The organism is Cerasibacillus terrae (genome assembly GCF_008039555.1).
Classification (GTDB): domain Bacteria; phylum Bacillota; class Bacilli; order Bacillales; family Amphibacillaceae; genus Cerasibacillus; species Cerasibacillus terrae.
In genome coordinates, this window is the sequence record NZ_VDUW01000005.1 from 141,913 (window position 1) to 168,318 (window position 26,406).

A 26,406-nucleotide genomic window follows, 5' to 3' on the forward strand; every position below is an offset into this window, starting at 1 on the left:
CTCCTTTCTACTCCCCCCTCACTATCTCAATAATTCCATCCCCATACTTTGCAACTTTCTTTTCTCCAAAACCCTTTAATTTGAATAACTCCGCTTTTGACTGAGGACGATTTGCAATAAGTTCTTCCATTTCTTTATTTGTGAAAATCATAAATGCTTTCAGTCCTTCTTTGTGAGACAATTCTAAACGATAGGCTCGGAGCAATTCCCTTAACTTTTCATCTGATGACTTTGTTTGACTCGATTGGGTGTGGGTTTGAGCTTGGGTTGTAAATTGTACTTTCGTTTGAATTGAAGATTGTGCTTGATTTCTTGTTTTAATCTGATTTTTCGATTCCTTAACACTGCCATTAAGATAGTCATGTTTTTCTATAGAGTATATTCTTTCATAATCATATATTTTCGGCTGATGATTTTCTTTTAAGAAGTTTGCAATTTCGAATAAGTATTTTTCACGCACATCTAGTTTATTAGATCTATCTTGTAGTTCTTTTTTAATTAAATTTGTAACCTGGTCATAACGGTAAATATTTTCTTGGATATGTTTTGGACAGTTATTTTTATGAATAATAGTCTTTGGGTTAGCAAGTACAACATATGATTTCACTGACATTCGCTTCATTAACTTTTCTTGCTTTAGTATTTTTTCTAAAATGCGAACATGGCGTTCATTCTGGGAAATTGGACTGTACATTCCTTCCTTTTTCAAAACTTTACCATATTTATTTTTAAATATTCTTATGAAAGCACCATCTCTAGTAATTTCGATATCTCCATTTAATTTCTTTGTTTCTAATAAAATGATAGAGTTTTTGTAATGATAATATAATCCACTTGAATCTGATATCCGACATAATCTAAACGAATATCATAAAGGCATAGCATTGGCTGAAGGGAATGTGCTAATTCATATGCTACATTTGCTTCTCCTTGGATTCCTTTTTTTATGAAATGGATGTCTCTTTCAATTCGCTTCTTTATGGAATTTGCCAATTTCTCATGAAGTTTTTTTAATTGATTTAAATGATGACTCTCTTTTATAAATTCTTTCATAAAAATTGGCTTTGTTATTTTTCTTTTTCCACCATTAATGATAATGTCCAGTAATGTCTATCATCGGATATCTCTCCTATCCAATATAATAATATGCTTGTGATAGTATGTATGATTAAAATTCTATAATATACGGGTAAAAAGTCCTTATTTCATATCATACCAAACTATTATTATATTAGTAGATTATTGTGTTAAAATATGGGATAAACACCAAATTTCGTTATGAAGATAGGTGAGGTGTTATCATCCATTGGATATAGAAAAACATCTTATATTCATGAGAGGAGAAGATAAAACAGAGCAGATTGCTTATTGTAAACAAGTTCAAGATAAATGGTTTTTTGAAAATTAAAGGGATTTTTCTACGGATACCAACCATAGAAAAATCCATTCTCTATTTCCCCTTCAACATCCCAAACATCTTCTCCACCGTTCCTATCCCTACATTCTTGTACTTCGCTAGAATGACCAGTTCTCTTGGGAGTTGACCTACATAATGGATATCATCTTCATTGAGTTGGCGCAAGAGGCTTGGGATTCCTGGGAATTCTTCAGCGGTCAACGGAATCCGTGATAGTTTTTCAGTGACAACGATATAATCTGCATGGTAGAAAAAGAATAATTCACCTGGTCTTTCGATTGTTAATTGCCGGCGTTTCTTTTCTTCTTCAATAAAAACCTTCAGTTCCTCGAAAAAGTTTTTATCATTTGTTTCGTTGTATCGTTTCACATGTTGATGTAATCCTTCCAAGTTAGCTGGTAATTCACTCATGATTCGTGCTTGTTCTTCCGCTCCTAGCCTGACAAGAAATCGTTCAGATTTGGCGTAACGCTGTGGAAGAAGAAATGCATCCCGCAGAAAGTAAGGAACATCAACCGTTTCTCCTTGATAAGATATTTTCCGAATGGTTGTCATTCCTGGAGTTTGGGCTGCCGTCTCTTCTATTTCCATGGTATCGGTTTCATTTGTTGTCGTTGCTGCGTTCTCTGTATTTTGTTCAACCGTCTCGCCTGTTTCTAGTTTTTTTATCGAAGTTGTTAATAATTGTTCTAAATTCTCCAAACGAATCTCTAATTCGCCCATATCATAGGTTTGTTTTTGATTCGGTTGTGGATCTTTATATGTTGGCACTTCCAATTCTAGCGGCCCATATACCTCCACATACCATGTCACCACTGTGTGAATCGCTTCCCATGATAATAATGCTTCCGAGTAACGAAATGGCCGTACATCATGGGCTGCTTTATTTCCCCTCATGCGAATGTCATGAAGCGCATCACGAACTTGATCTGGTAATAAGTGATGATGATCTAATATATCGAGTTGTTCAACCAATGGCATGTATGCCTCATAGGCTAACTTCTCTATAATAAACACTTTCTCAATGATGGCTTCCACAAATGCCCGCGCATGCGTTAGCATTGTTCGTGGACTTGTAAAAATACTGTTCTCTAATTCACGTGCAACATATGCTAGTTCTTTTGAAATCGGTTCTAAAAACTGATAAAAATAAGCATCTTTCTTTTGCATGTTTGTTCCCCAATCTATATTTCTATTTATTAAATGAATCCATTTTATGTAAAAAGTCCTATAAACATATCATATCAAATTTGTACACGAACTGGTATTTGGTGTGCATTTTTTGTAGGTAGATTTTGTTCTTTTTACACAAAAAAAGTGAACCGACTACCAGCGGTTCACTTTTGAGTTTCCGACATTTACATTTTAAATGGCGAACAACTCTTCCCTCGACAACACTCGCAGAGGATTATCAACACAGGAATCCATGTCTATGCCTTTTTCACAAATTCTGATTTCAATTTCATAGCACCAATTCCAGTAATTTTACAGTCAATGTCATGACCATCAGTAGCATCATGGATTAAGCGAATACCTTTTACTTTTGTTCCCTGTTTAACTGCTGAGGAGCTACCTTTGATTTTTAAGTCTTTAATAACAATAACAGTGTCGCCGTCTTTTAGAATTTGGCCATTTGCATCTTTGATTTCTAGTTTGTCATCGTTTTCTTCCACTTCATTTTCCATCCATTCATGGGCACATTCTGGACAGACGAATAAATCTCGGTCTTCATAAGTGTATTCTGAGTTACATTCTGGGCAATTTGGTAATGCAGTCATACTTTCACTCCTAACCATATTAATAGTCTCCTATATATTAGCATGTGGGGTTGGTTCTGAGTAGCTTAGTGCTTAGGCCGTCACTTATATATTTATGTAAAAATCCTATTATCCTATCATATATTCAATTTCTACACGAATTGGCATTTGGTTTGCATACATTCGTACACCATATGTAATAATTTCATCCCCGACGTTCTTTACATAATTTGTACAAAATGAAATAAGCAAAAAACGGAGAAGATAGGATTACCCTTTTCTTCTCCGATTATTTTCTATTTATTATTTTGTTAAGTAAGAACTATTCCATAGCGGAAGCTTCGTACCAATATTATTTTTTAATGCATTTTGGTATACTTTATATCCCCAAGCAACATCTTCTGTTGGAAGTCCTCCAGTAATACATATGATAACTTCATCGTCCGATTTTCTTCCTTCTTTTTTTCCGGAAATAATATCACCAATGTCATCGATATTGCTATCATCATATTCTCCGTTATGAATCATTTCCAGTAATTGTGCTGACATAGTCCAGTCAATGCTTTCAATACCGTTAGGATGGTCTATACCGTCTTGTAACCATTTTTTATGCATCGACCACAAGTCCGCGACTACTCGATGTTTTTGGTAAGATTCTTTGGAAAAATTCGCTGATCCAATAAGTATAATTAAAGCTCCTGGTTTCAGACTTTCTTCCTTTATTTCTGGTTTTGTTTTTCCGGATGTTGCAACAGTCACTATATCCGACTGTTTAACACATTCATCTATATCGCCAACCACTTCGACAGGTTTATGAATCTTTGCTTCAAGTTTCTCTGCAATTTTCTTTCCTTTTTCAATATTAATATCAAAAAGGACAACCTTTTCAATATGGTTAACAGACTTCATTACTGCATCAATACAGGATTGGTTGATTGCTCCTCCACCAATTGCTCCTAGTACTTTTGCAGATTTCTTTGCCAGGTGTTTAGAAACCACACCAGGTACTGCACCAGTTCTAGCTGAGCTAACAAGATTTCCAGCCATAATTGCAAGTGGGGAGCCTGTATCCTTATCATTAAGCGTAAACGTATGGATTGAACGTGGCATTCCTTTGTTTATATTTTCAACATTAGAGCCATACCACTTATTACCTACGACATCGAATTCTCCACCAAGATAGGATATCAATGACATAAATCTTCTATCTGGGCCTGCTTTTGGCATATTTCGAAACTTCTCTTCTTCATTAAACCAGAGCATAAGTCCATGATCATTTCGATTTGGACCTCCCATGATATAATCGCCTGTTCCTAGCAATTTAAACATTTCTTCGATTGTATCAATGCATTCATTCATATTCAAAACCCCAGCTTCAATAACGTCTTCTTCTTGAAGATATAGAAATTCTAGTTTTTCAGACATTTTTTATTCTCCTTATAATTACATTTTATCAAACAATACGAATTACTAATATTGGACATTATTTTCTCCATACAATAAGCAGGCTCTTTCAATTCAATCGTTAATTCTACTAAGAAAGGAAAAGATAGCTTATCCGTAAAGTTTCATGAATGACACCTCTTTTATTTTTATTATGTATACTATAGCATCAAAATAGGAAAAAATAAACCTTGTATTTTATAAAAGGAAAATAATTTCCTTTATTTCTTTTAAAACTTCTATATAATAAGAATATAAGAATGAGGAGGAATAGATATGGAGCACAACCTAAAAGATAAACTCATTGAAATCCAACATAATTTACCAAAGCAACAACAAAAAATTTGTAAATTTATGATTAACCATATAGATGAAGTAACGACAATGACAATCACAGAGTTATCAGAAAGAAGTGAGGTCGGAACAACAACCATTTTACGATTGATAGAAAAGATTGGCTATAATAGTTATCTACAATTCAAAAATGATTTAATCAAATATAACTATAATGATAAAAAAAATACATGGTGGCATTTAAAAAAGTCCCTAGAAGAACTAGATGAAGCTGAAACCTCCCTAGTTAAGGCAGCGAGAAATAGTGTGGAAGATATAGAATCGATGGTAAAAAAAGTAAATATGGATGAGTATCATAAATTCATAGAATTATTGCTCCATGCTAATCAAGTACACTTTCTTGGTTTAAGAACATCTAAATCAATTGCTCTATATTTTGAAATAATGTTAAAAGGAATACTTGATCATGTAAACCAATTAAGTTTACATCCCGACTTTCTATATGATGATTCTTTATGTTTTAATAAAAATGATGTATTAGTCATCATTGCCTTATCACCCTATACTAAACAAACGATAGATTTTATAACATATTGTAAAAAGCATACTGATGTATCGATTGCTTTAATTATGGACCTTGAAACATCGCCAGTTCTTCCATACAGTGATGCCCATCTAATAGTAGGTCAAAGTAAAAATAGATACAGCATTATTCCTACCGTCACATTAATCGAATCACTAATTATTGATTTAGGTAAAAGACAGTTATCATCTGTGCAAAAAATATCAAAACTGAATGACATCCATCGTAAAAATAATATCACTACAATATAGAAAACCAGCTTCATTAACAAAAGTGTACAGCATGAATAATTCAATAAGCCCTGAAATATTGTAAAGAGTCTATTGTTCAATAACATAATAAACGTCGAAATGTAAAATACTCATTCAAAAATAAATATGATCACATTCATTTACTAATATAGTGGGGTGGAGCATTGCTAAAATAAACAGAGAGGTGAGGACATGCGAAAACTAGCAGGATATAGCATGGTTATACCATCGATTATCATGACACTTATAGCATACACCGAACCCACTATTTCATTTTACATAAAGATCTTATTCATCATAGTTTTATGTTTACCATTGTACATATGGGGGCAAATTACAATGGATTAGAGTAAACGATTGCTCTGAAACAATTAGCGCAAAAGCATAATATTCCATTTATCGTTGGGGAGATGGATCAGGAAAAATTAAAATGGCTACAATTAGATTTAGAACTAGAAGAGCTTGAGGATGATGAATGGTATTATGAGCTGTTTGGGGTAGGATTGAAATAATAAATAACAAAATTTACCAAAATTCCCTTTTAACCTGATGTTTTGTTATGTACTATAAGGGTGAGTTGAAAAAGAAAAGTGGTCAAAAATGGATAGAACAATGCACTTACGTGACATGATGCCCTTTATATTGACGGGAATCAATGTCTTACTCATCTTACTCTTCTTGTTCGTATCAGGAAGCGATTATTCAGAACTAGGGCAACTTGTTTATTTAGTACCTATTATTGCACTACTTACTATCATATATATAGCCATTACGAAAACCAAAAAGACAATCCCAATCAGAACGATACAGGTAATATCTTGGGTACTTGTTATCTCACCTCTTTTATGTTTTATTATCGGATTGTTTTATTTTGCTTAGGGAACTAAAAACCGACTGATTTTATCTACAATCATTGCAAAAAAGTTACCGTATTTTTTTAAGCGAATACTATAATAATGAAATACCAGGCACTTCGTTCACCGAGCCTGGCTTCTTTTTTTCTACCGGTCAAAATCCCTTTGTTTTCAAATAATTCATATGGTGTGGGAAACGATCTATGCCCCCCCGCACATTTCATCAATCTTTTCAATGGATACGATATCTTGCACATTCGCAATAAAGTCGATTGACCAATCTAAAGTGGTAATTTCAAAAGCAAACAAAAAAATACAAAAAAGTGAACCATCCCATGATGATTCACTTTAGTGTTTGCATTATATACATGAGTAAGTCTATTTAAGTTTTTATTCGACAAAATTCGGGTAGTGACAGGCACTCTTCTTTAATTTCGAATGAGATAATCAAATGCGCTTAGGGCTGCGTTTGCTCCTGATCCCATGGAAATAATGATTTGTTTGTTTTTCGCATCTGTGCAGTCTCCTGCAGCAAATACACCAGCTACGTTTGTATTTCCATCTCGATCTGTAACAATTTCACCGAATTTATTTCGTTCAACACTATCGCCTAGCCAATCTGTATTTGGTACAAGACCAATTTGAACAAAGACACCTTCCAGTTCAACATGTTTTTCTTCTTCGGATTCGCGATCAATATAAGAAATACCATTTACGTTGTCTGTACCGGTAATTTCTGTTGTTTGTGCATTTGTAATGACATTAACATTTGGTAGGCTGTTCAGTTTATCTTGGAGTACAGAATCAGCCTTCAATTCGGAAGCGAACTCAAGAACTGTTACATGTTTCGTGATTCCTGCAAGATCAATGGCAGCTTCAATACCTGAGTTACCTCCACCAATAACAGCTACACGTTTTCCTTCAAATAATGGACCATCACAATGTGGACAGTATGCTACACCTTTATTTTTGAACTCTGCTTCACCTGGAACGCCAATATTACGCCAGCGTGCACCTGTTGAAAGGATAACAGATTTACTTTTTAAAGTAGCACCATTCTCCAATTCAATTTCTACAAAGTCATTTTTTCGCTCTAAGCCTTTAGCCATTTGTAGATTCATCACATCAACATCATAGTCTTTCACATGTTCTTCTAGATTGTCTACAAATTTAGGACCTTCTGTACGCTTCACACTGATAAAGTTTTCAATAGCTGCTGTATCATTTACTTGACCACCAAATCGGTCTGCAACAATCCCTGTACGAAGTCCTTTACGTGCTGAATAAATGGCGGCACTTCCACCTGCTGGTCCACCACCAACAACAAGGACATCAAATGGGTCTTTATTTTCAAATTCAGAAGCATCTGGTCCGCTTCCTAATTCAGCTAAGATCTCTTCTAATGACATTTTTCCACTACCAAATGATTCACCATTTAGAAAGATAGTAGGTACTGCCATGATGTTATTCTTCTCTGCTTCTTCTTTAAATGCAGCACCATCAATCATCGTATGCGTAATGTTAGGATTAATAACACTCATAACATTCAATGCTTGTACAACATCTGGACATTTTGTACAGCTTAAGCTGACATAAGTTTCGAAGTGATATTCACCTTCTAATCCTTTGATTTGGTCAATTAATTTTTCGTCAACTTTTGGTGTTCTTCCACTCACTTGGATTAGTGCTAATACGAAAGATGAAAATTCGTGTCCAAAAGGAATACCAGCAAATGTTATCCCAGTATCCTCACCAGGACGGTTCACACTAAAGCTTGGTGTTCTTTTGAGAGTTGTTTTCTCTACTTTTATATGGGAGGACATGGAAGCTAGTTCATCGACTAGCTCTACCATGTCATGGGATACTTTATCATCGCCCACACTAACTTTAAGGAGAATATCCCCTTCCATCAGTTGTAAGTACTGCTCTAGTTGTTTTTTTATATCTGCACTTAGCATGACTTTGTTTTCCCCCTTAAATTTTACCTACAAGGTCAAGTCCTGGTGCAAGTGTTTCAGAACCTTCTTCCCATTTTGCAGGGCAAACTTCGCCTGGATTTTTACGAACATATTGTGCTGCTTTTAATTTACCTACTAATGTACTTGCATCACGGCCAATTCCGTCTGCATTGATTTCAGCTGCTTGAACAACACCATCTGGGTCAATAATGAACGTTCCACGTTGTGCAAGACCTAATTCTTCATCTAATACGTCGAAGTTTCTAGTAATTGTTTGAGATGGGTCACCAATCATAACATATTCTATTTTACTGATTGCATCTGAATGATCATGCCATGCTTTATGAACAAAATGGGTATCTGTTGAGACAGAGTAAACTTCTGCACCTAGTTCTTTTAATGTTGCATATTGATTCTGAAGATCTTCAAGTTCTGTTGGGCAAACAAATGAAAAGTCTGCAGGGTAAAAGCAAACAATGCTCCATTTCCCTTTAAAATCTTCTTCTGTTACCTCGATAAACTCATCTGTTTTAGCATTGTAAGCTTGTGCTTTAAATGTTTCTACTTCTTTTCCAATTTGAGACATAATAAAATTCCTCCTAGTGTATTTTTTAGAATATAATTATTAAAGGCATTACGCCCTCAATAACAGATATTTTTTTATAATAATTCTAATTACGTATTTATTATTACATGGAATTAAGTATTAGTCAAATAAAATACTATCTTTTCTAATGACTTTTTTATAAACTCTGTCATTCCGTACTTAATAGATAGTTGTTGTCATAAAATTTCCCATGATATTCTATGTTTCCACATCAGCTCAGGAAATATTCATTTTTTTCATCGGTCTTTCTTTATCAATTAATATTTATCGCGTATTAACTGGCTGTAGGACCTTCACTTCAAGAATTCGATACTCCCACTGATTGAAGTTTCACTTTATACTTCTCGATAATGTAGGCTTTTAAAAATATGCAATACTATCAGAATCTACATTTAAATAGGATGAAAAATAATCTTTCATGCTTTTAAATGGTTTTATCTACCTAAAAAGGAGTGAGCCATTTATAACATGACTCACTCCAACTAAGTATCTTTATTCTAAACTTAGACAGTAAATTTATGCTTGTTTTTCTTTATCTGTAGCATCTTCTTCTTTTTTCTCTTTTTCATCATCACCCATTAAATCACTGGTTGATTTCTTAAATTCACGTAAGGTTTGGCCTGCCGCTTTTCCAATCTCTGGTAATTTACTAGGTCCAAAAATAATTAATGCTAATACAACAATTAGAATTAATCCAGGTATACCAATGTTTGCGATTCCCATGTAATCCACCTCCAATGCTACATATCAGCATCTCTTTAGCATTTTCATCCTAAAAGAGGTGTGCATGTGCTTTTAATTTTTCGGTTTAATTAATAAACCACCATCACCTTTTAAGTATTTTTCTATACCTTCAGCTGCACGATATGCAAGGGCACCTACTGTAGCTGTTGGGTGACGGTCACCGAAATGAGGCATTGCAGACGCACCAACAACAAATAGGTTTTCTGCATCCCACATTTGTAGGTATGTGTTTACTGCAGATGTTTCTGGGTCTTCTCCCATTGTAACACCACCAGCATAGTGTGCGCCATTGTATACATGGTCAAATTCTTCCGGAACTTCGTCAACATCTACAATGTCTGCTCCCATTTTCTCCATGATTTCTTTACTTTTTTCAATACCGTATTTGGCAATATTACGGTCTTGATCTGTGTATTTATTTGTTACACGTAGTAATGGATCACCGAATGTATCTTTATAAGTTGGGTCTAAGTCTAGGTAGTTATGCCACCATGGTAAAACACCTGGTGTGAACCAAACCGTTAAATGACGGTTTGCGTAGAATAGAGATTTCTCTTTCCATTCTTTCCCCCAAGACGGTGTGCCTTTTGGTACCATATTATTATTGATTGGCGCATCCCCGTACTGTCTAATTTCCACACCACCACCGTGTAGAAAATCTGTTTTCGAGTTATCGATATGCTCACCAGTTAAATCACTAAACGTAGCACCTAATGCTCCTCCACCCATATGTAGATTAAATTTCTTATCATTAAAGAAACCATGGGCTCCTAAGAATGTGATGTTAAATTGTCCGGTAAAGTTACGGCCAATAACACCTGTTTTTGTTTTAGGATCATATGGCTTTCCAATTTGTGACATCATTAAAAGACGGTTATTTGCTAATGTGAATGCACCGAGAACAACAACATCTGCTGGTTGTTCATATTCTTGACCTGTCATCATATCAACATAGATAACGCCTGTTGCTTTTTTACCATCATATGTCACACGACGTGCATAGGCATGTGTTCGTAATTCGAAATTACCTGTTTCTTTTGCTGTTGGAATCACCGTTACAATAGGGTCAGATTTTGCACCGAAGTCACAGCCATAATGTGTACAGTAAGAACAGTATTGACATTGGTTAATCATTTGTCCATCTGGGTTTTCATATGTTTGTGTTACGTTTGCAGAAGATATTTGGAATGGATGGTATCCCAATTCTTTTGCCGCATCTTTAAATAGACGTAAATTTGGTGTTTCAACAGTTGGTGGGTTGGGATATTCAGATGAACGTTCTGCTCCTATTGGATCCTCTTCTCCAGAGATACCTGCTGTTTTCTCCCAACGATCATAATATTTCTCAATCTCATCATAGCTAATTCCCCAGTCACGTAATAGGGAGCCTTCAGGGATTCGATCTTTTCCATAGCGTTTTTCAATTTCTGAACGAATTTCAAATTCAAATGGATTCCAACGATATGTAGCTCCTGCCCAGTGAACACTACTGCCACCTAAGTTGTTTCCAACCATCATTTCATCTTGCGTTCTTACAGGTAATGCTGTTTTATCCATATCCGTTCTTGATGTAATTGTTTCTAAACTTAAATCTTGCATAATATATTTACGAGACATATAACGCAACTCGTCTTTTGCTCCGATATAGTCCTTGGTTGATTTATCTTCTCCACGTTCAAGTGCAACAACTTTATAACCAGCTTTTGCAAGTTCTGCTGATACAACGCCGCCAGACCAACCTGTCCCAACAACAACGACGTCTACTTTATCTAATTTCTTAGGCATTCCTTAAATCCTCCTTAATAAAAATCCAGTACTGAAAAAATCTCTTAATCTATTATTATCTATCATTAAGTTCTTTCATTTATGGTTGATAGTCTTTTAAACTAATCGGATCATGCTTCACAAACTCTTCTGATTCAATTTCATTGATATATGCTGGACGTGGTCCTGGGAATTCACGCATTTTCCAGCCCATCATATCTCTATTTCCACCATAAAGCGGATCAGCATATGCTCCTTCAATTGTCATTTGACGAAGTAATTGGAAGAATGATTCTGTTGAAGCACCTTTCATCTTCACTTTTCCCTCTTCAAAAGCAGCTAAAATTTCATCTTGCTTTTCACCTTCAATTTTGTCGAAGGATTCGTTATTCTTTTTTAGGCTAACTTGATTCATTGTTCGTAAGCCCTCTAACATCATGTCACCACGATTTAGTCGTGACTGATATCTCTCACTATTATTAATGTCTTTGAAAGGTCCTTGCATATACTCTTTTCCATTGTTACCAAATTCGCCCGCTAATTGGCGGTCAATAAAATATGGCACACCTAGCCATACTGCCCCTGGTCCATTATCGTCTTCTGGATAGATGCGTTCAACAGCCGCACTTAGAACATCAAAATCTTCCTTACGGTTGAAGAAAATTCTAGCATTTTTTCCGTCATCTTCTACAACTGTTTCTTTTGATGCTGGTTCAGATTGGAATTGGTTTGTTAATAATCCCCCAAATAAAGAACCACCAATCACACCACCCATAACAAGACCGGTGTTTTTTATGAATTTACGGCGGTCCATGCCCTTTTCGTTTGGATCTTGTCCATTTTTGTTTAATGTATCTTTTGTATGTTTTTCTGTCACGGTGCCCCTCCTCCTTGTGCTATAAATCATCAAAACAATTCCACATAATTTATATAATCTAGTACTCTAAAAGTATAGTGGAATATTTTCACTATATTCACCGTAATAATAGGTATTATATATAGGAGTTTTAGGAATATCAATTAAAAAAATCAAGCGAATTTTCTATCATTATCACACAATTTACTTTAAAGGTAGATTTTTTACATTTTTCTATTGAATAGCCTTGACATCCTCCACAGCTTCTTCCTGTCCTTTATCCCCGACACCATCATATTTTTTCACGATTTTCCCTTTTGGATTCACTAGAAAAAAACTCGTCCCATGTGCTATTTGATCATTTCCTGTACCAGGGCTTGCTTTTTGTAAAGATGTTTTAAAAGAGTTCACCGACAAATTCCGAATCGTTTCAAAGTCATATCCCGTTAAAAATGTCCAATTACTAAAATCCACTTGATGTTCCTTGGCGTATTGCTTTAGAATTTCGGGTGTATCAAATTCCGGATCCACACTAAAGGAAACAATTTCAATATCTAGTTGTTTATCTTTAAATTGCTCTTGTAAGTGAACCATATTTTCCGTCATCACAGGACAAATCGTTGTACAGTTCGTATATACGAAACTCGCGATCCACCATTTTCCTTTCAAATCTTCCAAACTTAATTTTTCACTATCTTGTGTTGTATATTCAAAATCTGGCAATTGCTCTGACATATTTTCATCTATCTTTCCACCCATACATCCCACTAGGAAAAATGGAAGAAAGAGTATAATGATAAAAAGCAAATGCAAACGCCTCATTGTTTCACCCTTCCTTCTTGTAAAAATTTTAATGTAAAACATAACTACACCACTTTACCATAAAAAATATATAATTTTAAAAGATTATTTTAGATAGATGGGGAATAATTGGGTGAATTTATAATAAGGTGAAATATTGATTGAGGTAGGAAAAACAATACTATTCTATTTAGATAAAATGGCAATTACAATAGACGATATTTCCAACATAATGAAGTAAATAGTAATTTGTAACACCTACTTAAATGATTCAAATAGGAACATGATTAGATAGAAGAAAATCCGAATAATGTAGTACTAAAACAGCTCCACCTGTTTGCAGTGGAGCCGTTTCTATGTCTACTCTGATTATTAGTACTTCTTTATTTTGATGAACGACCATTTGGGTATTATCGCGTTGGTTTGGGTCTTCACCAACCTTATGAGTTACCATCTCTGGATATCACCAGATCATTTGGGCATTCATAATCCTTATGAGTGACTGTTGCAGGAATTTATTCAATCATTTAGGCACTCATAGCATCTATTTAATATCAACATCAAACACAAATGGTTTGAATTCTAATTCATAGTTTTCTGATGACCCTTCTGCATGGTATTTCAATTCTTCAATTTCCTCATCAAGTTCTGGGAAAATGATTACCCCTTCTGTTTCGATCCCTGGCAATATTTCAGACTGGATTTCAGGTAGTCCAGATTCATATACATCTATTTCTTCTAGTTGTTTATTTCCTGCGAGAATTTTTGAGTTAAATGAGTAAAAAGAAATTGGGTCATCCGATTCATTCGCAACCTTCAAATATACCCTTGTTTGATTTTCAGCTAATTCAATTTTTTGTAACTGTATATCATATCCATGTTGTGTAATGTTTTCATTGACTTCAATTGTTTCTTTAGTCGGTGCTACTACAGTAATATAATCTACTACTTCCACTTCAGTTGCTAAAATTGCCGGTGCTTCAATAGTTGCTCCAAAAGCATTTTCTCCGTCATAGACATCTTTGACGACTCCGGTTACTTTCACATAATCCTCACTTTTTACTTGAACATTTGAATCTTCTATTCCAACAATGGTGTTTTGTTCACTGTTTTCCGGATCAGCAAACATTTGAAAATAAACACCATCATCATCTTTTTCTGTCTCACTAAATACTTGGCCTGTTAATTCTACCTCATACCCTTTAAAATCTTTTGGATTGGTATACATTTTATCGATATCTTCTGCTTTTACAACACCTTTTGCTTTTGTTTCTTTAGTTGTAGATTCTTCACCCTTGGAGCCATCCGCTTCCTTCGCACTTCCAGATTCCTCTGTCCCACAAGCTGCTAATGCAAAAACTACACTAATAAGGACAATCAACATTCTTCTAAGCATAACATCCAACCCCTTTTTTATTTTATGATTACATTTTCACTATAGCATTTAGGGTGGACAAAAATATGTATTTCAATTTTCATAAAAAAATGATTCATAATAATTAAAGAATAATGAATAAAAATCCTTTTTGTGATAAAATATTTACATTAAAGAGAAAAGACTTTCTATTTCAAAATGTGAAAGCGTTTACCTCTTTTGGTTTATTTTTAAACGGAAGCTACTTAAAGCTCTTATCCAACAAACAAGAAGTGTCAGAAGTTTCCTTACACACAGCATGCTCGAATGTTCTCACCACTTCATTCATCATTGCTCTTCGTAAAGATTCGTGACATTCGAAAACCCATTTTAGGAGGAAGCACATGCAGAAAAAATTATCTTTTGGACAATTATTAGCGATTGGTTTTATGTTATTAGCGATGTTCCTCGGAGCAGGTAATACAATATTTGCCCCAATGGTTGGGCAATTAGCAGGAACAAATACATGGGTTGCGATGGTTGGTTTTTTAATTACTGGGGTTGGCTTAGTTTTATTAGCTATTATTTCTCTTGCTATTTCTGGTGGTACGGTAGAAAATCTTGCAAGTAGAGTTGGTCCGAAATTCGGTGTTCTATTTTCAATCGCATTATTTCTAACACTCGGGCCGATATATGTCATCCCAAGGACAACATCTGTAGTATATGAAGTTTCCATTGCACCAATTCTAGATTCAACTAATTCTGGTAGTCTCATTCTATTCTTATTTTCTACTGTTTTTATTGTCTTAACCGTTCTACTGTCGTTAAATCCAAGTAAATTTGTTGACCGACTAGGTAAAATTATTACACCTATTTTCGGAACATTGTTAGCTTTACTAATTATAAAATCTTTCATTACACCGATGGGATCACCAAATACACCAAAAGAACCCTATTTGGATAATGTATTTTTCAAAGGATTTGTAGAAGGGTATTATACAATGGATGTACTTGCAGCATTTATCTTTGGTGGTATTTTTATAAAAGCGATTCAAAATCAAGGTGTGACAGGTAAAAAGGAAACATCGATTGTTTTTATTAAATCTGGAATTATTACGGTGATTGGACTAGCCATTTTACAACTATCACTCGCATGGATTGGTGCTTCAAGTGTAGATGCGATTGGATATGCAAATAATGGTGGAGAAGTACTAGCATATAGTTCTCAATTTTTATATGGTGACATTGGTTTACTTATGATTGGGACAGTTATTTTCTTAACAGGAATCACAACGAATATTGCTTGTCTATCTTCTGTAGCAGAATATTTTAGCCGCATTTTCCCAACGGTTTCGTATCGAAAGTGGATTTATGTTTTAGCATTGATCAGTCTAGGTATCACTAATTTCGGACTAGCAACCATCCTTGATATTGCTTCACCTATTTTATTATTATTGTATCCGCTTTCTATTGCATTGATTGTTCTATCTTTTACAAATAATTGGTTTAAAGGCCGCCAAGCTGTCTATGTAGGAACAATGATTGGTACTGGATTTGTTGCACTTTTAGACGCCATAAAAGAAGCTGGATTTTTCGTAGATTCAATCAATCACGTATTCTCTTTCATTCCTTTATTCTCCATTGGGGCTGGGTGGATTGTAACAGGTCTTATCGGTGCTATACTTGGCTTTGTATACACCTTATTTAATCAATCAGATGCTGAAATATATCAAATGGAGGAGAGTAAAGAGGGGTAATCAATCCCCTCTTTTTTCATACTTTATTTTTCCGTTAGCTTGAATTTCAATCCCACAATATCCTAGTTTTAATAACTTCTCCTGCAACTTCATGTTATCAATGGGAACAAGCCTTTCATCCTTAACAGGTAATTCCGAAGTCTTATGTACATGGCGGTACAGAATAAATCGTAATTTGCCGCCATATTTCTCTTTTACATGAACGATTCTCATTCCTAATGCGAATTTGTCTTTCAAACTCGGAATATTATTCGGAGCAACAGTTGTTAATACATACTTAAAATTCGATTGTTTAACGAGTTCTATCAATATTTTCCCCATAAATGTTTGTAACCGATTCCCTCTGTAACTAGGGTCTACCATCGATATTTCAGAATAGATAACTTCTGGAAATTCCCCTTTTGGAATTCGCGCATCATAGCCTAAATGTTCTGGATCATCAATATCTGGAATTAAAAATGCTCGACAGGCAATTAGACGTTCTTTTATAAAAACACCGATAAATAACCCGCCATCTAATAAAATATGTTGGATTTCGGAATCAGATAATGTCACAAGCATGTTCGAGTCATGTAATTTTTCAACAACCGTATCTTGCAATCTGTTAATCTTTGGAATATCGTTCATGGTCAATCTTTGTATATGGAAAGATTCCCCACTTTTCAACTGCCCTTTTGTCAAAACTTCTCTCAACTGCATCACACTCCCGTTCTATTTATTGTATCTGCTTCCCACTGGAATTTCCTTTGTTTTTTCAAAGCATAAAGCACCCATAGGTTCATGCAAATAAGGTATGATAGAGAAAATCTCAAAAATCCGCCTCTTCGTTAGTGATGTGAGCTTGTCATCCTGGGATGTACGCTTGTCGCCTGAAGATGATCTGCGGTTATCGGTCCGAGGATGTGCGCTTGTCACCTTGAGATGTGCGGCTTCCTGAAATAGGTACTTATTTTCTATTATTCTATAAATGTGCATTAGAATAAAGAAGGAGGAATTTATTTGGCAAAGCAAATAGCAAAAGAAAAACCTATATCTACAGCAAAAATATGGCTCGTTCTAATCCTTGGTTCATTAACTGCTTTCGGTCCACTTTCCATGGATATGTACCTACCAGCATTACCAGATGTGGCTAATGACCTACAGGCTTCCACATCACTTGTTCAATTGAGTCTAACAGCAACACTTCTTGGGCTTGGTGTCGGGCAATTATTTTTCGGACCATTAAGTGACATTCATGGAAGACGTCACCCATTACTATTTACTTTATTTAGTTATGGTGTTGTTTCTTTACTCATTGGTCTTACTTCACATATTATGTGGTTCATTGTATTACGATTTTTTCAAGGTTTTACCGGGGCTGCTGGTGTCGTGATTGCCCGTGCATCCGCTCGTGATATGTATTCTGGAAAAGCATTGACAAAATTCATCGCACTTTTAGCATTGGTAAATGGTGCAGCACCAATATTAGCACCTGTTGTCGGTGGTTTTGTTCTTCGTTATACAGAATGGGAAGGAATTTTTTATATCTTAGCAAGTATCGGTTTTATCATGTTAATCGCTGTTTTGTTTCTTTTACCAGATACATTGCCTGAAGAAAAACGTGCGAAAGGTGGATTGTTTCAGACTTTAAAGACATTTAAAGGACTATTATCTGACCGCTTTTTCATGGGGATTTCTTTCACACAAGCCTTTATGATGGCTGGTATGTTTGCCTATATTGCTGGTTCACCTTTTATTTTACAAAATTTGTATGGTGTGTCCCCACAAGAGTTTTCTTTATTCTTTGCACTTAATGGGCTAGGAATTATTGCGGCTGCTCAACTCACTGGGCGCTTAGCAGCGAAGTTTGAAGAAATTAACCTACTACGTGCGGGGATTTTCTACGGGGCAATTGGTGGCATTGGACTTTTATTTGTTGTATGGATGGAATTGTCCATTGTCTATATGGCCATTGCCTTGTTTATGATCGTATCAAGTGTTGGTATCATTTCTACCACATCCTTTTCACTCGCAATGGAAGCACAGGGAGATGCTGCTGGCAGTGCTTCTGCCTTTCTTGGCTTACTTCCATTTATTGCTGGTGGAATTGTTTCTCCACTTGTCGGTATAGCGGGGGATACATCTGCATTTCCGATGATGCTTATCATCGTCATTTGTCACCTGTTCGCGATTGTCTGCTATACATTTGCTAGAAAAAATCAAGCATCCTGACTAATTGAAAGAGGTGCTTGATTTTTCATGTGTATAATTAAAAGATTGTATATAAAACGACAACTAATGCGAGGACAATGGTTGGCATCACGACACTTAATATAAAAATTGGTTTATAGGCCCTTTGATGAGTTTCTTTACACACCCCTTGAACGGTTGTGACGATATAGCCATTATGTGGCAAGGAATCCAATCCACCTGATGCAAAAGCAGAAATCCGATGCATTGCCCCTGGATCCAAACCTTGTGCTTGATAAATCGGTGCTAATATTGGTAAAGCAATGCCTAGCCCACCTGCTGCTGAACCAGTGATACCGGCAATAATGGTTACAGCAATTGCAAGTCCTGCATATTCTAAACCAGGCATATTCGTTAATTTTTCAACAATTGTAGAAAAGGCAGGAACCTTTGAAGCGACAGCACCAAATCCGACAACCCCACAAGTATTCGCAATCGCTACCAACGCATTCTCTGTTCCCTTAGTTAGAACGGTCATATGTGTATGCATTTGTTTAAACATGAGTAACCATGCAACTAGTGAACCTGCAACAAGAGCAACTAGAACCGCTTCTTCCGTAACAATAAAGCGTGCCAATATATTCAAAACAGTAACAACCATTATTAATGGAATAATAGCAAGTAATATATTTGGAAGATTTTCTTCTGCTTCATTTTCCAATGCTTCATTCTTATATGGAAGTTTAAATGTCTCTCCATTTTTTACAGCTTTAGAAACCATTCGATTAATTAAAATTCCACCAGAAATCATAATTAAAAATGCACCTAGAAACCCAATCCATCCCCCTGCCATTGGTGTTGTTCCAAAATGTTGTGTTGGGATAACATTTTGAATTTCTGGTGAACCAGGTGATGTCATCGTAAAGGAAATCGAACCAAACACCAATGCCGCTGGAATAAAACGGTGTGGTAAATTGGCACTTTTAAATAAAGACACTGCAATCGGGTACACACAAAAAGCAACAATATACACACTCACTCCACCATATGTCATGATGGCGCTCGCTCCAACAACTGCAAAAACTGCACCTTTTGCACCTGCTTTATGTTGGAACCAGTATGCTATGGATTTCGCTGCTTTTGTATCTTCCATTAATTTTCCAAAAACTGCACCAGCTAAAAAAATGAGAAACCAAGACTTGAAAAAATCAGTAAACCCAACCATATAATATTCTGTCAATGCTTCAATGATATTCAGCCCACCTGTTATTGCTAAAATAAATGAACAGAAAACAGCAGCAATGATAATATTAATTCCACGCATTGTGAAGAAAATTAATAAAGCAAGACTAAGAATTAATCCAATGACACTTATCATATGTAATCACCTCAATGTTTGTATCAGAGTTTAAATAATATAGAATAAGTTTTACCTAAAATGTAAATGATGCTGGCCGTGGTGGTGCGGCTTTTGAGTTGGGATGTGCGGTTATCGGCCCGTGATGTGCGCATCTCGACCAGGGATGGGATTTGTTTATTTTTTTGTAGCTAACATACATGCTTCCACCAAAACTTCTACCCCATTTTTCAATGACTCATGGTTAAAGGTCATATGCGGGTGGTGCAAACCTGGTGAGACATTTGCTCCTAATGCAAGCATGGTCGCTTTTACTTGTGGGCGATTGGCTGTATAATAATGAAAATCATCTGAACCCGGAGTTTCAATTGTCGATACTAGGGCATTCTTGCCTAACGTATGAATAATTGCTTGTTCCATGATTTTCTCTGCTTCCGGATTGATCATTGCTGCGGGTACATCATCGATTAATTCATATTCGATTGGAACATTATATATATTAGAAATATGCTCTAATAGACGAGAGATTTCCCCTTTTAAAAATGTCATACCTTCATTTGTTTGGGAACGTATATCCAATCCAAAAGTCGCCTTTCCTGGAATAATATTAAAATTATCAGTTCCAGCATGAAAATTGGTCATCTTAATAGATGCTGGAATGAATGGGGAAATGTGAATATTTTTCAAATGTTGTTGAATAATTCCACCCACTTCAATGGCATTTATCCCCTCATGTGGGCGGGCGCCATGATGATCTTCTCCTTTTATTTCACCTTTAACAAAAAGACATGCCCCATGTTGAATTCCAGGGGCACAGTTAGGAAAGCCAATTTCGCTTTTTGGACGTAAATGTATACCGAATAAATAATCCATATCATCAATGATCCCCTCTTCTACCACACGATTTGCTCCATTCCCTAACTCTTCAGCAGGTTGAAATATAGCTCGAATTGTTCCGGAGAAATCTCCTTCCATTTTCTTTAATAGATGCATTGCTTCTGTAACAATTGTCATATGTGCATCGTGCCCACAGGAATGATTAGCCTGGTGTTCTCCATCCACTTCTTGCCATAATGCATCCATATCTGCTCGAAGTCCGACAACTGGCTTATCATTACCAATTTCCACATAAAAACCAGGAATATGCTGAAAGCGGACAGGATGAAATCCAGATTTTTTAAATAACGCTACCAAGTAATTTGTTGTTTCCACTTCCTTCCAACTTATCTCTGCATGTGTGTGAAGATGATTCCATAATACTTCCATCCGTTTTCTATCCATTTTTCCATCCTCCATTCTTGTTTCGCTAGCAATTCTCTCGACAAAATTCGAGGTATTTCGGGAAGTGACAGGCACTACAAAACTGCTACAACTAATGCGATGGCAGCTATAATCCACCAATAAATGATTAGTTTCCAGATGAATTTCACCCATTTTTCATAGGGGATTTTTGCTACAGCTAAAACTCCCATTAAGGAGGCGGATGTTGGGATAATCGAGTTACTAATGGAATCGCCATATTGATAGGCGAGTACTGCTACTTGACGTTCAATCCCTAATAAATCTGATAAAGGAGCCATTAGTGGCATCGTTGTTGCTGCTTGCCCACTGCCAGATGGAATGAAAAAGTTCATAGTGATCTGAAAGATATACATTCCGATAACATTTAAAGTTGCTGGTAAATGAGAAATTGCATTTGCCAAATACTGAATCATCGTGTCAATAATGGCGCCATTTTCCATGACAACAAGAATCGTCCGTGCAAATCCAACGATTAATGCTCCAAACACAATCACTTTCATACCATCAACAAAAGAAGAAAACGTTTTATTAATGCCAAGTCCACCGAACGCACCAGCCAGTAAACCAATTAAAGTAAAAGATGCAGCTAGTTCGGTTAAAAACCAATCCCATTTAAAAACTCCATACATATTGATTAACACGCCAATAATTAAAGATAAAAGAACGAGAAGATGGCGAAAGGTGAAAATAACTTTTTCATTAGTATTACTCTTTTCCTCCGCTGCTGCCGATTGTTCTAACTCATATACAATAGAAGACTCTTTATTGTTTTTTACCTTTTTGGCATAACTCATGACATAAATAATTCCAACAGTTAAAACGATAATATAGACGACTGACCGAAATAAGATACCAGAAAATATCGGAATCTCTGCAATTCCTTGAGCAACTCCTACCGTAAATGGATTCATCATTCCACCAATAAATCCACTTGCTGCTCCTAATGCGACCATTGCTGTTCCAACCAAGGCATCATACCCAAGTGCACGGGCAATCGCAATTCCAATCGGTACGAAAATAATAGATTCCTCCGACATTCCCGTTGTAAACCCTAAAATAGAGAAAACAAACATGACAACTGGAATTAAAAATCGTTCTTGTTTCCCCATGGCTTGAACAAGACGATGGATTCCTGCATCAATGGCACCAGTTTCACGAATAACACCAAAAGCACCACCCACAAGGAAAATATAGAAGATAATTTGCGCACCGCGTTCCATTCCTTCTGGTAGCGCCGTAAATATTTCAAAAAATGATACTGGCTGTTGTTCGATTTGTTCATAACTTCCTTGAATTACCATTTCTTTCCCATCGATCACTTCTCGTTCGAACTCACCAGCTGGAACAATATATGTTAACACAGCCATCAATACAATAATTGCGAAAATAATCGCATACGTATGCGGGATAAAGCGTTTTTTCTTCTTCGTCGTAGGAACATCCATGAATGAAATTCATCTCCTTATATTTGTTCACTTTTCCAAAATATACAAATCAATGGCATGAACTTAGGAAAATAACCATCCCCTTTTTTAGTAATCTATCGCGGAATATATACTTAACCTTTCCATTCCTTATAATGAATGGTTAGATTTTCTAGGACGGTCTCATCTATCTCTATTCCAAGTCCTGGTTTTTCCGTTATATTGACAAAAGGTAGGTCATAAGTGAGATTCCCAGGTTCTTTTGAAAACTTCAACGGTCCTGATAATTCCGTGGATATTATGTTTGGCCGGGCTAATGCAACATGAAAACCCGCCGCAGAAGCAATGCTTGATTCAACCATAGAACCAATTTGGCACTCGATTCCTGCAAGTTCTGCTTGGATTGCTAACTGATGAGAACGATAAATTCCACCACTTTTCATCAGCTTAATATTGATATAATCAACAGATTGGTGTTCCGATAAAATTCGTAAATCTTGAATATCTACTAGACTTTCATCTGCCATCAGTGGTATGGAAGCGTTTTCTTTTAACTGTTTAAAAAAACCAATATCTATGGCTCGGATAGGTTGTTCCACCCATGTTACATCATATGGTTCCAACTGCTTCATCATTCGTTTGGCTTGTTGGAAATTTTCCCATCCTTGATTGACGTCCACTCGTATTAGCATTTTACCCCCAACAGCTTCTCGAACTTTATGAACACGTTCCACATCTTTTTCATAATCTGTTCCAAGTTTCATCTTTACTTCCTTATAACCTGCCTCTTTCGCCTCAAGTGCTTGCTTTGCCAATACTTCTGGCTCTAAAATACTTAATACTCTTGGGATTGTAGGATTTTCCTTCTTTCTCCCACCTAGAAGACTATAAACTGGTAGATTACTTGCCTTACCTAAAATATCGTAACAAGCAATATCAATGGCAGCTTTTGCTGATCCATTCCCAATGAGGACAGCATCCATTAATTGATGGATATGTAAAAGATTACATGGGTCTTCATTCGTTACCGCAGGAAGTAATTGATTCTGTAATGCATGATAAACACTTTTGACGGATTCCCCTGTCACATGTTCATCTGGAACACTTTCCCCATAGCCAACAATTCCTGTGTCTGTATGTAACTTCACAACAATAGCTGGCATCGTATGAAATGTTGCATATGAAATGATAAACGGTTCCTTTAAAGGATATTCCACTTGATATATTTCTGCTTTCTTTATTTTCATGTATCCATCTCTCCTATAAATTAGTTGCCTATTTGGAATTTACTGAAAAATAAATATACTTTATAACCTACCGTAAATTGATCCTTTTGTCAATATTTTCTTTTCACTTTCATATAAAAAGATGTGTTTGTATTGCGCCCCAAAGATTATAATTTTCATCTAACTTTTGGGAGGGATGTCATTAATTCCTAATAAAAAAAGTCAAAGAAGCTTTCTTCTCTGACCTTTGTGATGACTATTAAACTCTTATACTAAGATTTATTAACTTTTTCGCTACATTTTTTAAAGAAATCTGATCCATATTACATAATAAAACAACACCAATGGATTGTTCTGGCTGAATGGCAACATAACTACTGACACCAGGATAACTACCTGTTTTTTCCATAAGTTGATTATTCCGCTGCCACCCCAACCAAGACTGTTCACCCGCTGTCGGAAACAATTGTTTCATACTTCTATTAGAAAGAATTTTTCCTGTTGGGTGCATCATTTCGCTGAGCAGTTTCATTAGATCATTTGCTGTTGAATATATAAATCCCATAGGTATTCCAATTTTATTATTCGGAGTTGGTGCAGGCATTGGCTCTCCAATTGTATGGAGATAGTAGTTTGCCATTTTTTCATCTGTCTGCTTCGGAGTATTCATGAATGTTTGCGTCAATTTTAATGGCTCTAGAACATATTTCTGTACATACCTTTCATAAGTCTCCCCACTAACCTTTTCCAGAACATCTGCTGCTATAACATAGCCATCTGGAAAATAGTGCTGCACTTGGCCGGGTTCATTTTCAAGGTCAATTGTAGAAAAATATTTACTTACATCTTCCCGTGTTTTGATATGAGGAATTTTTTCTTCTATTTCCGAAAACTGTTCATACATCACTCGGTATTCTGGCATATCTTTTGTAAATTCCACAAATGCTTCATCTAGTAAAGTTGTAAGCCACTGGTCGCCTGGAAATCCGGACATATGTGTTAATAGATGACGAGATGTAATAGAAGTTTTATGAAAATATGGCAAATGTTGCTTGATAGGTTCATCCAAGTTGAAATCGGTAGTCTCCTGTAAATGAAGAAGTGCAAGACTCGTAAATATTTCGGATAGCTGTTGTATGGAAAATAAGCTATCCGGCTTCATCATTACTCCATCCTGCTCAAGTGATGTTCGGCCATATCCTTGTTGGAAAATAATGTTGTCCCCTTGAATAATACTTGCTACAATTCCTGGAATTTGATGATGATACCGATACATATTCAAATAGTCACTAATTTGTACCATTGGATTAGTCATAATCTCGCTCCTTTTTTGCATGTTATATCTAGTGTAACAACCACGATTTCACTATATTTTCTCATTATTTTATGGTGAAATTGCAAGCAACAAAAAAGCACCTACATCAGGGTGCAAAGCTCAAATCATACAAATTTATTACGTTACATTCAGTCCCTATTCATATCAATGATATCATAATGTACTGTAATATATTGAAATCTATTCCCATTGACTCGTTGCTTTCTTTTTCATCAATATAATATTCAGAATGATAGATATATATTTCAGCATCAAGTTTAATCCGCCAAATTATTTGTTCATTTAAACCCTTATATTCCAATTCTAAAGTACGAGTCACGCAATAACTCATCCGATAGTACTTCTTTCTGGTTGGACAATTATATAACCACCTATCAATCCTCATTTATAAACTCAATTGAATTCATCAGTTTTTTTACATGTTGTTCAATGAAGTCCATATCATAGTTACAATTCCCCTGCTTATCATTACAATAAATCTTATATAAATAACTCACGGCCTGATTACTAGTTTTCGATTTAACAATTCCAAAAAATCGATATGAACTACCTTCCATATCTTCTGGTGCGAACTTCATGGTTGCAAAGTAGATTATTTTATCTTCAAATTCTGTTTCTTCATAATCACCTTTATATCCAATCATGTCTGATAAAACACTGAATAATACTTCCACATCATTTGTTCTTTTTCCTGTTTTATAAATCACTCTAACAGAATATGTATCTCCTGTTATTTCTTCATGATCTGATCCAAATCTAATGGACTCAAAATATTCATTATTTATTTCATAATATCTAGGGCTCATTTTTGCATCTCCTGGATACATCATCGTGTATCCACCTGTTTTCGATTGAAATACATAATAACCATCCCCTACTTCTTCCGTTGATGCCATAAATTCTCGTGTGAAATCATCCTGAAAAGCAGGAACATCCGGTAAGTCTTTTGGATCCATTTCAGCTATGTCTTTTTCAAAGCTCAACAAATTACATCCTGCCAAAAGAAAAATAATTGAAATGCATATAAGTAGGATTTTTCGCATCAATGAGACTCCTCTCAGGTAGATATTTCTATTATTGTATCATTTTTTGAATTTTATTTATTGTAGATAATAAAATAGCTGACCTTAACAAAATATTAAAGTCAGCTTT

At 35.6% G+C, this 26,406-nt stretch carries 24 protein-coding genes; 4 read left to right on the forward strand and 20 right to left on the reverse strand.

Annotated features, from left to right (window positions below; all coding sequences use genetic code 11):
- Window positions 1–7: 7 nt before the first annotated feature.
- From FHP05_RS09120 to FHP05_RS09140, 5 genes are all read right to left on the reverse strand, one after another.
- Entirely contained in the window at window positions 8–847 is an 840-nt protein-coding gene (locus FHP05_RS09120) for an HRDC domain-containing protein (protein WP_330998087.1), read from the reverse strand.
- The gene (locus tag FHP05_RS09125; RefSeq protein ID WP_147667296.1) at window positions 793–1,053 is read right to left on the reverse strand and encodes an NERD domain-containing protein; all 261 of its coding nucleotides are present in this window, start codon (window positions 1,051–1,053) and stop codon (window positions 793–795) included. The genes FHP05_RS09120 and FHP05_RS09125 overlap by 55 nt, the downstream gene beginning before the upstream one ends.
- A gap of 397 nt (window positions 1,054–1,450) precedes the next feature.
- Complete coding sequence (locus tag FHP05_RS09130; protein ID WP_147667298.1) at window positions 1,451–2,587, reverse strand: DUF4145 domain-containing protein; 1,137 nt, start codon at window positions 2,585–2,587, stop codon at window positions 1,451–1,453.
- A gap of 260 nt (window positions 2,588–2,847) precedes the next feature.
- Window positions 2,848–3,195: a zinc ribbon domain-containing protein YjdM gene (locus tag FHP05_RS09135; protein WP_147667300.1), complete on the reverse strand. Its 348-nt coding sequence runs from the start codon at window positions 3,193–3,195 to the stop codon at window positions 2,848–2,850.
- A gap of 282 nt (window positions 3,196–3,477) precedes the next feature.
- Complete coding sequence (locus FHP05_RS09140; protein ID WP_147667302.1) at window positions 3,478–4,599, reverse strand: tyramine oxidase subunit B; 1,122 nt, start codon at window positions 4,597–4,599, stop codon at window positions 3,478–3,480.
- 294 nt (window positions 4,600–4,893) lie between these two features.
- On the opposite strand from FHP05_RS09140, the gene FHP05_RS09145 reads away from it, so the two are divergent.
- Complete coding sequence (locus tag FHP05_RS09145) at window positions 4,894–5,745, forward strand: MurR/RpiR family transcriptional regulator (protein ID WP_147667304.1); 852 nt, start codon at window positions 4,894–4,896, stop codon at window positions 5,743–5,745.
- Between the two features lie 600 nt (window positions 5,746–6,345).
- Window positions 6,346–6,624, forward strand: a complete 279-nt coding sequence (locus FHP05_RS09150; protein ID WP_147667306.1) for a hypothetical protein — start codon at window positions 6,346–6,348, stop codon at window positions 6,622–6,624.
- Window positions 6,625–7,027: 403 nt separating this feature from the next.
- On the opposite strand, the gene ahpF is transcribed toward FHP05_RS09150, so the two are convergent.
- From ahpF to FHP05_RS09190, 8 genes are all read right to left on the reverse strand, one after another.
- On the reverse strand, window positions 7,028–8,557 hold the full coding sequence (ahpF, locus tag FHP05_RS09155) for an alkyl hydroperoxide reductase subunit F (protein ID WP_147667308.1): 1,530 nt from the start codon (window positions 8,555–8,557) through the stop codon (window positions 7,028–7,030).
- Between the two features lie 16 nt (window positions 8,558–8,573).
- Window positions 8,574–9,143 carry an alkyl hydroperoxide reductase subunit C gene (ahpC, locus tag FHP05_RS09160; protein ID WP_147667310.1) on the reverse strand — a complete coding sequence of 190 codons (570 nt, stop codon included), beginning with the start codon at window positions 9,141–9,143 and terminating at the stop codon, window positions 8,574–8,576.
- A gap of 537 nt (window positions 9,144–9,680) precedes the next feature.
- Entirely contained in the window at window positions 9,681–9,887 is a 207-nt protein-coding gene (locus tag FHP05_RS09165) for a twin-arginine translocase TatA/TatE family subunit (RefSeq protein ID WP_147667311.1), read from the reverse strand.
- Between the two features lie 72 nt (window positions 9,888–9,959).
- A complete protein-coding gene (locus tag FHP05_RS09170) occupies window positions 9,960–11,693 on the reverse strand; it encodes a GMC family oxidoreductase (protein ID WP_147667313.1) in 1,734 nt (577 codons plus the stop codon).
- Between the two features lie 79 nt (window positions 11,694–11,772).
- Window positions 11,773–12,549 (reverse strand): gluconate 2-dehydrogenase subunit 3 family protein, encoded by a 777-nt coding sequence (locus tag FHP05_RS09175; RefSeq protein ID WP_230973974.1) that lies wholly within the window; start codon window positions 12,547–12,549, stop codon window positions 11,773–11,775.
- A 213-nt stretch (window positions 12,550–12,762) separates the two neighbouring features.
- Window positions 12,763–13,350 (reverse strand): SCO family protein, encoded by a 588-nt coding sequence (locus tag FHP05_RS09180; RefSeq protein WP_147667315.1) that lies wholly within the window; start codon window positions 13,348–13,350, stop codon window positions 12,763–12,765.
- A 250-nt stretch (window positions 13,351–13,600) separates the two neighbouring features.
- Window positions 13,601–13,783: a hypothetical protein gene (locus tag FHP05_RS09185; protein WP_147667317.1), complete on the reverse strand. Its 183-nt coding sequence runs from the start codon at window positions 13,781–13,783 to the stop codon at window positions 13,601–13,603.
- Window positions 13,784–13,873: 90 nt separating this feature from the next.
- Window positions 13,874–14,725 (reverse strand): DUF4352 domain-containing protein, encoded by an 852-nt coding sequence (locus FHP05_RS09190; protein WP_147667319.1) that lies wholly within the window; start codon window positions 14,723–14,725, stop codon window positions 13,874–13,876.
- Between the two features lie 362 nt (window positions 14,726–15,087).
- On the opposite strand from FHP05_RS09190, the gene brnQ reads away from it, so the two are divergent.
- Entirely contained in the window at window positions 15,088–16,440 is a 1,353-nt protein-coding gene (brnQ, locus tag FHP05_RS09195) for a branched-chain amino acid transport system II carrier protein (protein WP_147667321.1), read from the forward strand.
- Here the strand turns inward: brnQ and FHP05_RS09200 are convergent, their stop codons facing one another.
- Window positions 16,441–17,133, reverse strand: a complete 693-nt coding sequence (locus FHP05_RS09200; protein ID WP_147667323.1) for a hypothetical protein — start codon at window positions 17,131–17,133, stop codon at window positions 16,441–16,443.
- A gap of 306 nt (window positions 17,134–17,439) precedes the next feature.
- Here FHP05_RS09200 and FHP05_RS09205 point away from each other — a divergent pair, with 306 nt between their 5' ends.
- On the forward strand, window positions 17,440–18,651 hold the full coding sequence (locus FHP05_RS09205; protein ID WP_147667325.1) for a multidrug effflux MFS transporter: 1,212 nt from the start codon (window positions 17,440–17,442) through the stop codon (window positions 18,649–18,651).
- Window positions 18,652–18,688: 37 nt separating this feature from the next.
- Here FHP05_RS09205 and FHP05_RS09210 read toward each other — a convergent pair whose 3' ends face one another.
- From FHP05_RS09210 to FHP05_RS09235, 6 genes are all read right to left on the reverse strand, one after another.
- The gene (locus FHP05_RS09210) at window positions 18,689–19,987 is read right to left on the reverse strand and encodes a GntP family permease (protein WP_147667327.1); all 1,299 of its coding nucleotides are present in this window, start codon (window positions 19,985–19,987) and stop codon (window positions 18,689–18,691) included.
- Between the two features lie 156 nt (window positions 19,988–20,143).
- Entirely contained in the window at window positions 20,144–21,247 is a 1,104-nt protein-coding gene (locus FHP05_RS09215; RefSeq protein WP_230973975.1) for an amidohydrolase, read from the reverse strand.
- Between the two features lie 74 nt (window positions 21,248–21,321).
- On the reverse strand, window positions 21,322–22,713 hold the full coding sequence (locus FHP05_RS09220) for a YfcC family protein (RefSeq protein WP_147667329.1): 1,392 nt from the start codon (window positions 22,711–22,713) through the stop codon (window positions 21,322–21,324).
- Window positions 22,714–22,826: 113 nt separating this feature from the next.
- On the reverse strand, window positions 22,827–23,939 hold the full coding sequence (locus FHP05_RS09225; protein WP_147667331.1) for a mandelate racemase/muconate lactonizing enzyme family protein: 1,113 nt from the start codon (window positions 23,937–23,939) through the stop codon (window positions 22,827–22,829).
- Between the two features lie 238 nt (window positions 23,940–24,177).
- Window positions 24,178–25,233 (reverse strand): serine hydrolase domain-containing protein, encoded by a 1,056-nt coding sequence (locus tag FHP05_RS09230; RefSeq protein WP_191126309.1) that lies wholly within the window; start codon window positions 25,231–25,233, stop codon window positions 24,178–24,180.
- A gap of 395 nt (window positions 25,234–25,628) precedes the next feature.
- Complete coding sequence (locus FHP05_RS09235) at window positions 25,629–26,237, reverse strand: hypothetical protein (RefSeq protein WP_147667334.1); 609 nt, start codon at window positions 26,235–26,237, stop codon at window positions 25,629–25,631.
- Between the last annotated feature and the right edge of the window lie 169 nt (window positions 26,238–26,406).